This window comes from Amycolatopsis sp. NPDC049691, from assembly GCF_040675005.1.
In the GTDB taxonomy this organism is placed as follows: domain Bacteria; phylum Actinomycetota; class Actinomycetes; order Mycobacteriales; family Pseudonocardiaceae; genus Amycolatopsis.
Genome location: NZ_JBFANX010000042.1, coordinates 19455 through 27911, shown reverse-complemented (window position 1 = coordinate 27911; position 8457 = coordinate 19455). Strand labels below are relative to the sequence as shown.

Here is an 8457-nt window from a genome sequence, read left to right as displayed (position 1 = left end):
GGGGTCCCCGGCCCCCCCCCGCGCCGTCCCCCCCCGGGCGGGCCGGGCCGGTGCCCCCAACCCCCCCCCCCCCCGCGGCCACCGGCGGGCCGACCGGCGAGAATGCCGGGATGACGTTGCGGATCGACATCGGCGGCCTGCCGTCCGGGCACCTGCGGTTCGCCGTCTCCCCGCTGGCCGAGCTGACGGCGATGCTGCACGTCCTGGCCGAACCCGGGCACCACCCGCAGCTCGCCGGCTGGGCGGCGGAGGTCTGGGCCGGGCTGCGGCCCGAGCTGGCCGAGCGGCTCCGGGAGGCGGAATTCCTCTGGCGTTCCTCGCGAGCCGACTTCCTGGTCCCCGCCCGCCCGCGGCCGACGCTCGCCGGCGAACTGGACGAGGTGGACCGGATCGACGACGAAACCTACGTGACCGCGGCGCTCATCACCACGTGCGGCAGCAACCGCGTCCACTTCGGAGCGCCGTCACCGCTGGCCGACGCGACGGCCCGCGAGCGGGCACTGGACCTCGCCCAGGCCCGCGGCGCGCTCCAAGAGGCCTTCGCCGAACGGCTGCTCGCGGACCCGGCGGCCGTGCGGGCGCGGGTGCGGGACACGCTCGAACAGTGCGCGGAAGCGTTCTTCGACGCCGCCTGGACGGGCGTCGCCGGGCAGCTCGCCGCCGACCTGCGCCGGAAGAACGACTTGCTCGCCCGCCACGGGATCGGGGCGGCACTCGCGTCGGTCTCCGGCGCCGTCACCCTGTCCCCGGACGGCGGCCGCATCGTCGTGGACAAGCTCCAGGACACCGCGACCACCGCCGGCGACACGGGGGTCACGTTCCTCCCGAGCGTCTTCGGGCGCCCACACCTGGTGGCGGTCCACGCGCCGGGGTGGCGGCCGGTGGTGCAGTACCCCGTCGCCGGGCCGGCCGAGCCGGTGCCGCTGGAGACGGTCACGCTGCGCCTGTCGGCGCTCGCGCACCCGGTCCGGCTGCGGCTGCTGCGCACGCTGGCCCGCGGCCCGCACACCACGGGCGAGCTGGCCGACGCGTGGGCGCTGTCGGCCCCGGAGGTGTCCCGCCACTTGGCCGTCCTGCGGCGGGCGGGCCTGCTGACGGCCCGGCGGCAGGGCCGGTACGTCCGGTACTCGGTCACCCTGCCCGAACTGACGGCGCTGGGCTCCGACCTGCTGGCGGCCGTGCTGCGCTGAGCGTAACTCCGTTGCCGCCGGGTGTCCGCTGCTGGCACGATCACCGGCCATGACCACGGATCCGGCCATCGACCTGCGCACCCTCGCGACGGAGTGCGCCGGGTTGGTGGCGACCCGGTTCGGCCACGACCTGGACTGGAGCCTGGGCAGCCTCGACCGGCTCGACGCCGTGTGCGCCGAGCTGCTCTCCGAGGGGCCGTTGGCGGAGCAGCGCTTCGACCTGTGGTGGAAGCTGGTCGGCGCCTACACCGGCGAGGTGCTCGTCCGCGCGTACGGCGGGGAGTGGACCACGCACGAGGAGACGCCCGGCGCTTTCGTCGTGGTGGTGCGGGGAGCCACCGCGTTTCCGTTCGGCATCGCCGAGCGGGTGCTGTCGGGCGAGCCGTTCAAGAGCCTGGGGTCCTTCGGCCGCGCGTTGCCCGCGATCATCGGTACCTCCGGACGCGATGCCTGACGGCGCCTGCGAGGTGACTTTCGCGAGCGCCGGGGGTGGTGCTCGGCGGGGACGCCGTGCTGTTCTACGACAAGCGCGTTCTCGACGCCTCCTCTGCGGACCATAGCGGGCGGCACGTCGGAGGACGCCGACGTAACGCTGGCCCTCTACGACCTGCTCGTCGAAGCCGGCCGGCGCGTTGCTCCGGCTTCGCCGGAGCAACGCGAGTGGTCCGGTCCTCTCCGCCGGGCCGGCCGCGAACCGTCCGGGGATTCGCATGCGGACGTCCTACCGCTGGCGCGCGGTGTGGCGGCGGACCGCGCGCTGACTCACGCCAGGCGGTCGAGCAGGCGGAGCCGGCCGTGGTTGGGCACCGACCGCAGCGGGTGTCCCGCCACGCCCCAGCCGGTCAGCAGCTCGTTCGCCGCCACCCAGCCGGTCGTCGCCGCTCTTTCCATCAACGCCACCGGCAGGTCCACCCGGATCGCGTCGCCCGCGAGGACCAGCCCCGGCTCCGGGGTCACCACGCCCGGCCGCGATGCGAACCCGCCCACCGGGAACAGCGGGCAGTCCTGCCGCGTCACCGTGATCTCGCCCAGCACCCGCGCCGCCGCCGTCTCCGGGTACAGCTCGTGCAGGCGCGCGTCCAGGCCCGCGCCGTCCGGCGACGCGTACGCGTGCGTCTCCACCACCGAGCCGCCCGTGCGCGCGGCCCAGCGGCGGGCTTCCCCTTCGTACCGGTTCAGGACGCTGATGTTGTCCAGCGGCGGCCGCCCGCCCGTGCCCAGGAACGCCGGCCGCTCGGCGCGCACCGGCCGGTCGAGCCACAGCCGGCGGACCACGAACGGCGGTGCCGTGCGCAGCCCCGCCACCGCCGCCCGCCACGACGGCGTGCCCAGCTCCGGCGACGCCGCCACGATCCGGCGCAGCCCCGCGACGTCGCACGCGAGCACCACGGCGTCGAACCGGACCCCGTCGACGAGGAACCCGTCGTCGTCCCGCGCCACACCGCGCACCGCCGTCCCGAGGCGGATGTCCGTGCCCCGCCCGGAAAGGTGGTCGCCGAGCGGGTCCCACAGCGCCTGCGGGAACGGCTCGGCCGGCACGTCGAAGAGCAGCCCCTCCGAGGACCCCAGGAAGTACAGGTGGAACATCGTCGCGAGCTCGGCCGCGGAAAGCTCGGCCGGGTCGGCGAAGAAGCTGCGCGAGAACACCTCGAACGCCAGGTGCCGCGCCGCCTCCGGGAAGTTGATCGCGCTGAGGAACGACGCCGCGTCGAGGTGGTCGAGCCGGTCGTACACGCGGGGAACGCTGACCGTCGCCAGCGGCAGGGCCTGCCGTCCGGCCAGCCGCACCAGATCGCGGGCCCGGAACGTCGGGCTGCGCAAGGCGAACGCCAGCGCGTTCAACGGCGGGGTCAGCGGGAGCCCGGCGAACGTGTCGGTGCGCCCCTGCGGGTCGACCAGCGGGTAGTCGGGCACCGGCACCAGCCGCTCCAGGCCCGGGTCGGTGCGCCCGAGCAGCGCCCGCAGGTTGTAGTACTGGCGGAAGAACGCGTGGAACCCGCGGCTCATGGTGACTTCCGTGCCGTCCGGCAGCCGCTCGGGCCAGCCGCCGGCGCGACCGCCCAGGTAAGCCTCGCGCTCGAACACCGTCACCGCGACCCCGCGCTCGGCGAGCCCGGTCGCCGCGGTGAGCCCGGCGATACCACCCCCGACGACGGCCGCGCGTGGACGGCGGCCGAGCCGCCCGGCGTCGGGGAGCCCGCCGGGTGCGGGGTGGGTCTCCGCCCGGCGGTCGCGGCCCGCGCTCACGGTGCCGTGCCCAGTACCGTGTGGACGATCCCGCGGGACCAGCCCGGCATCGTGCCGGTGCGGACGTCGGTGAAACCCGCGCGCGTCAAGCGCGAGCACAACTCGGCGACCCCGTCGAACGCCGCGACGCTGCGGCGCAGGTGCCGGTAGAGCGTGGCGTCGCCGGTGGTGATCCGGCCCAGCGGGATGACGATCGCGCCGCACACCGCGTTCCACACCCAGCGCGCCCGGCGGGAGTCGCGCACGGAATATTCGTGCAGCGCCAGCTGGCCGCCGGGCCGCAGCACCCCGCGCAGCGCCCGCAACGTGGCGTCGGGGTCGTCGACGTTGCGCAGCAGGTACGCGGCGAGGACCGCGTCGAACGGGCCCGCGACCCCGGCCAGCTCCTCCACCGGGGTGTGCCGGAATTCCACTGTGGACGGCCACGGTTTCGCGCGGGCGTGCGCCAGCATCGCGCCCGACGCGTCGATCGCGGTGACGCGCGCGTCCGGGGCGATCGCCAGCAGCGCGGCCGTCGACGCCCCCGTGCCGCAGCCCGCGTCGAGGATCCGCAGCCCCTGGTGCCCCGGCCGGATCAGCCGCCGCGCCGAAAGCCGCAGGTCGCGGTGGTAGCCCGGGTTCAGCCCGACGAGCCGGTCGTAGGCCGCCGCGCCCGCGTCGAACGCCGCCGGCACTTCGGCGCGGGGCAGGCCGTTGCCTTTCATGCACTGTCCTTTCGCGACTTCCCGCGCTCCCACAGGAGCAGGACCGCGGTGACGAGGGCGTAGCCGAACAGGAAGTCCTCCACCGGGATGTCCCACGGGAACCGCCAGCCGGTGATGCCCGCGGGGGAGTAGCGGACGATCGGCGCCGACAGCTTCGTCAGCCACCCGTCCACCGGGATCTGGAAGGCGATGACGATCACCATGGCGACCCAGTACGTGGTCCGCCGGAACAGCCCGGTGCGCAGGACGAAGACCTCCGCGACGACCACCGCGAGCACGGCGGCGACGGCGGGAACCGTGTAACCCCACGGCATCAGCGCCGCACCCGCCGTCGGTCGAGCAGCGGCCGGACGAGCCGGCGCAGCAGGGTCCCGGTCAGCTCGACGGCCTCGTAGGTGAGGACACCGCAGACCGGGACCACGACGAAGAACAGCACTTCTTCCACCGGGATCCCGAACGGCGTGCTCACCCCGGTGACGAACGCCGGGTCGAAGTCCCAGATGCCGGCGGCGATGGCCAGCGCGTCCCACACCAGGAACGCCGCGGCCACCGGCAGCACCGCCCGCGCCAGCCGCCGCGGCCGGCGGTACACGCGGGCGCCGGCCAGCTCCAGCGGCAGCGTCACCAGGACGCACGCGCCGAGGACGACCAGGTACTCCCACCGGCCCACGTCACGTCACCGCCGGATGGCGCCGCCGCGCCCACTGCGCCCGGACCAGCGCGTCGCCGGCCGCGGCCAGCCGCCGGTGCCGGGGCACGCGGGCGCGGCCGCCGAACACGTTGTAGTCCACGGCTTCGATGCGGTCCAGGATCCCTCCATAAAGGACGTACGCGGTCCGCACGCACGGCCGCGACGCCGGGTGCAGCATCGCGATCCCCGGCCGGGCCTCGGCGTAGACGCGGCGGGTGGCCGCGACCTGCTCGGCCAGCGCCCGCCGCACCGCCGGGTCAAGCCGGCGCGTCCGCGCGCACCAGGCGAGCCGGTCGCGGTCGACGCCGGCCGCGGCCAGCTCGTCGGCCGGCAGGTAGACCCGTCCGCGCTCGAGGTCCTCGGCGACGTCGCGCAGGAAGTTGGTCAGCTGGAACGCCTTGCCGAGCGCGGCGGCCCGCGGCGCCGCCTCCGCGCGCGGGACGACGGTGCCGAGGATCGGCAGCACCTGCAGCCCGATGACCTCGGCCGAGCCGTGGACGTACTCGTCGAGCGCGGCGCGCGTCGGGTAGCCGGTCACGGTCAGGTCCATCCGCATCGAGGTGAAGAACGCGCGGAAGTACGGTTCCGGGATGCCGTGGCGGGTGGCGGTGTCGATGACGGCCATCCGCAGCGGGTCGTCGCTCGTCCCGGCGGCGAGTTCCTTCAGGAACCGTTCTTCGACGTCGAGCAGGGTGGCGGCGATCGAGTCCGGCGTGGCGCCGGGAGCGGGTTCGTCGACGAGGTCGTCGAGCCGCCGGGCGAACCCGTAGAGGGCGTGGACGGCGGGGCGCTGCGCGGGCGCGAGCATGCGGGTGGCCAGGAAGTAGGTGCGGCCGTGCCGGGCGTTGAGCTCCCGGCAGTGCCGGTAGGCCTCGCGCAGCCCGGCCCCGGTGATGCCGGCGGCGTCGAGTTCGCGGCGGGTCACCGGCCTGCCTCCCCGGTGATCCGGTCGGCGGCCAGCCGCCCGGACAGCAGCACGGTCGGGACGCCGACCCCCGGCACGGTCCCGCCACCCGCGAGCACGACGTTTTCCGTGGCCGGTGGCAGGTTCCGCGGCCGGAACGGTCCCGTTTGGACGAACGAGTGCGCGTAGCCGAACGGCGTCCCCGCGACCATCCCGCGGCGCGCCCAGTCGGCCGGGCCGAGGACGTGCCACGCCTCCGGTTCGAAGCCGGGCAGCAGATCGGCGCGGACGTGGTCGAGGATCTCCTTGGCGTACGGTTCGGCCTCGCTGTCCCAGTCCTGGGGCCCCCGCTCGAGGTTCGGGACCGGCGCCAGGATCGAGAACAGCTGCCGCCCGGCCGGCGCCAGCCCGGGATCGGTCGCCGTCGGGCGGGTGATCAGCAGGGACGGGTCGCTCATCCGGCTGCTGTCGGTGATGAGCTCGCGGAAGGTCGACGCCCAGCCGTGGCCGAACGAGATCGTGTGGTGCCCGACCGGCCAGTCCCCGGGACCGCCGGTGTGCAGCACCAGCGCGGACGGCGCCGGGCGCAGCGGCACCGGGCGGCGCGGCGCGCGGCCCAGCAGCCGGTAGGACTCGTGCGGTTCCGTCGTCAGGACGACGGCGTCGCACGGGATCCGGCCCTCGGCCGTGCGGACGGCCGTGACCCGCGCGCCCCGCCGTTCGAGCGCGGTGACCGGTGCGCCGAACCGGAATTCCACGCCTGCCCCTTCCGCGACGCGGGCCATCGCCCGGGGCACCGCGGCCATCCCGCCCTCGGGGAAGTACACGCCGCCGACGGTGTCCATGTAGGAAATGACGGCGTACAACGCGAGTGCCCGCATCGGCGATTCCCCGGCGTACAGCGCCTGGAAGGTGAAGACGCGCTTGAGGCGTTCGTCGCGCAGGAACGCGCCGATCTTCCGGTCCAGCCGCCGGAAACCGCCGAGCGCGACGAGCCGGGCGAGGTCCGGTGACACGAGCCCGAGCGGCGAATCGATGTTGCTCGCGACGAACCGGTCGAACTCCGCCGCGTACAGCCGGGTCAGCCAGGCGCGCAGCCGCCGGTACCCGGCCGCTTCGTCCGGGCCGGCGAACTCGCGGACGGCGTCGGTCATCCGGTCGGCGTCCGAGTGCACCGGCAGGACCGACCCGTCGGCGAAGCGCGCGGTGTAGGCCGGGTCGAGCCGCGTCAGCCGCAGGTGATCGGTCAGCTCCGCGCCCGCGGCGGCGAAGACGCCGGCGAGGATCGACGGCATGGTCAGCACCGTCGGCCCGGTGTCGAGGTGGTAGCCGCCGGTCTCGACGCGGCCGGCCCGGCCGCCCGGGCCGGGATCGCGTTCGACGACGGTGACCCGCCGGCCGCGGCCTGCCAGGTGCAGGGCGGCGGACAGCCCGGCCAGGCCGGCCCCGACGACCACGACGTGGCCGGTGCGCCCGGTGACCGTCCTCATCGGACGCGCTCGGTGCAGCGGTTGGCCAGGACCGTGAGCGCGCCGGCCGCCTGGCGCGGCAGGGGAACCGGATCGATCGCCTCCAGGGCGTGGCGGACGCGTTCGTCGACGAACTTCTCCAGCTGGTCGCGGGCGCCGGTCGCGGTGATCAGGTCCCGCCACCGGTCGACGGCGTCGTCGTCGATTTCGTCGAGGGCGAGCAGGTCGCCCAGCTCGGCGCGCTGACGGCGGTCGGCCAGGTCGCGGGCGAGCACGACCACGCTGGACGCCTTGCGCTCGCGCAGGTCGTCGCCCGCGGGCTTGCCGGTGACCGCCGGGTCGCCGAACACCCCCAGCAGGTCGTCGCGGAACTGGAACGCCTCGCCCAGCAGGCCGCCGTAGGTGCCGAGCGCGGTGACGACGTCCTCGGGACAGCCGGCCAGTGCCGCGCCGAACTCCAGGGGACGGCGGACCGTGTAGTTGCCGGACTTGCGGCGGACGACGTCGAGGACGTCGGCCCAGGACGGCAGCGTGCGGGCGTCGTTCACCAGGTCGCCGAGCTGGCCGACGGCGAGTTCGGAGCGCAGCAGGTCGTAGGCGGGCCGGCCGCGGGCGAGTGCGTCGGCGTCGAGCCCGCTTCCGTGCAGCAGCTGCTCGGACCAGACGAGGAACAGGTCGCCCGCGAGCACCGCGGCCGACTCGCCGAAGCGGGCCGCCGAGCCGCTCAGGTCCTGCTCTTCGTGCCAGCGGGCGAACCGGACGTGCAGCGACGGGCGGCCGCGTCTCCGCGCCGAGCCGTCCATCACGTCGTCCTGGGCCAGCGCGAAGCAGTGCAGCAGTTCCAGGCTCGCGGCGGCGCGCAAGGCCGCGGCGTCTTCCGGGCCGCCGCAGCGCCAGCCGGTGTAGGCGAACATCGGGCGGAGGAACTTGCCGCCGGTGACGAACTCCGGCAGCGCGCCGACGGCCGGGGTGTCCGCCGCGCGCCCGGTGAAGTGCTCGCGCACCCGCTCGGTGACGAAGGCGTGCACATCGGTCGCGCAACGCCGGCGCAGCGCGTCGAGCCACGCCACCGATCCGGCGGCCGTCGAGGTCGCGGTCATCCGGGCTCCTCTCCCCGTCTTGCGATGCGCAACCGATGCACGCTCAGCGAGCATCAAGGGGCACGTCGGATGGTCTGGCTGATACCCCGGTTCTACCGTGATAAACGCGGATGCGCTCGCTGAGCAGCCGAATTCGCTGACGTTGCGGGCCC

Annotated in this window: 9 protein-coding genes; 2 read left to right on the top strand and 7 right to left on the bottom strand. The window is 75.1% G+C overall.

Annotation, left to right across the window (positions count from 1 at the left end; translation table 11 throughout):
• Positions 1-110 precede the first annotated feature (110 nt).
• Complete coding sequence (locus tag AB0J40_RS46885; RefSeq protein ID WP_364467063.1) at positions 111-1190, top strand: helix-turn-helix domain-containing protein; 1080 nt, start codon at positions 111-113, stop codon at positions 1188-1190.
• 49 nt (positions 1191-1239) lie between these two features.
• Positions 1240-1644, top strand: coding sequence for a hypothetical protein (locus tag AB0J40_RS46880; protein ID WP_364467061.1), 405 nt, complete (start codon positions 1240-1242; stop codon positions 1642-1644).
• A 308-nt stretch (positions 1645-1952) separates the two neighbouring features.
• Here AB0J40_RS46880 and AB0J40_RS46875 read toward each other — a convergent pair whose 3' ends face one another.
• Genes AB0J40_RS46875 through AB0J40_RS46845 form a run of 7 tightly spaced genes read right to left on the bottom strand, consistent with a single transcriptional unit; the run spans position 1953 to position 8305 of the window.
• Positions 1953-3437 (bottom strand): FAD-dependent oxidoreductase, encoded by a 1485-nt coding sequence (locus AB0J40_RS46875; protein ID WP_364467059.1) that lies wholly within the window; start codon positions 3435-3437, stop codon positions 1953-1955.
• Complete coding sequence (locus AB0J40_RS46870) at positions 3434-4141, bottom strand: class I SAM-dependent methyltransferase (protein WP_364467057.1); 708 nt, start codon at positions 4139-4141, stop codon at positions 3434-3436. The genes AB0J40_RS46875 and AB0J40_RS46870 overlap by 4 nt, the downstream gene beginning before the upstream one ends.
• Positions 4138-4458, bottom strand: coding sequence for a lycopene cyclase domain-containing protein (locus tag AB0J40_RS46865; RefSeq protein WP_364467067.1), 321 nt, complete (start codon positions 4456-4458; stop codon positions 4138-4140). The genes AB0J40_RS46870 and AB0J40_RS46865 overlap by 4 nt, the downstream gene beginning before the upstream one ends.
• On the bottom strand, positions 4455-4811 hold the full coding sequence (locus AB0J40_RS46860; protein WP_364467055.1) for a lycopene cyclase domain-containing protein: 357 nt from the start codon (positions 4809-4811) through the stop codon (positions 4455-4457). The genes AB0J40_RS46865 and AB0J40_RS46860 overlap by 4 nt, the downstream gene beginning before the upstream one ends.
• A gap of 1 nt (position 4812) precedes the next feature.
• Positions 4813-5757, bottom strand: a complete 945-nt coding sequence (locus AB0J40_RS46855; RefSeq protein ID WP_364467053.1) for a phytoene/squalene synthase family protein — start codon at positions 5755-5757, stop codon at positions 4813-4815.
• Positions 5754-7226 (bottom strand): phytoene desaturase family protein, encoded by a 1473-nt coding sequence (gene crtI / locus AB0J40_RS46850; RefSeq protein ID WP_364467051.1) that lies wholly within the window; start codon positions 7224-7226, stop codon positions 5754-5756. Before crtI ends, AB0J40_RS46855 begins: the two co-directional genes overlap by 4 nt.
• Positions 7223-8305, bottom strand: coding sequence for a polyprenyl synthetase family protein (locus AB0J40_RS46845; RefSeq protein ID WP_364467049.1), 1083 nt, complete (start codon positions 8303-8305; stop codon positions 7223-7225). The genes crtI and AB0J40_RS46845 overlap by 4 nt, the downstream gene beginning before the upstream one ends.
• Between the last annotated feature and the right edge of the window lie 152 nt (positions 8306-8457).

What these genes read in the sequence shown, in the direction of transcription:
- AB0J40_RS46885 (WP_364467063.1), top strand. Translation starts at nt 111, where the DNA reads ATGACGTTGCGGATCGACATCGGCGGCCTGCCGTCCGGGCACCTGCGG.
- AB0J40_RS46870 (WP_364467057.1), bottom strand. Translation starts at nt 4,141, where the DNA reads ATGAAAGGCAACGGCCTGCCCCGCGCCGAAGTGCCGGCGGCGTTCGAC.
- AB0J40_RS46845 (WP_364467049.1), bottom strand. Translation starts at nt 8,305, where the DNA reads ATGACCGCGACCTCGACGGCCGCCGGATCGGTGGCGTGGCTCGACGCG.
- AB0J40_RS46880 (WP_364467061.1), top strand. Translation starts at nt 1,240, where the DNA reads ATGACCACGGATCCGGCCATCGACCTGCGCACCCTCGCGACGGAGTGC.
- crtI (WP_364467051.1), bottom strand. Translation starts at nt 7,226, where the DNA reads ATGAGGACGGTCACCGGGCGCACCGGCCACGTCGTGGTCGTCGGGGCC.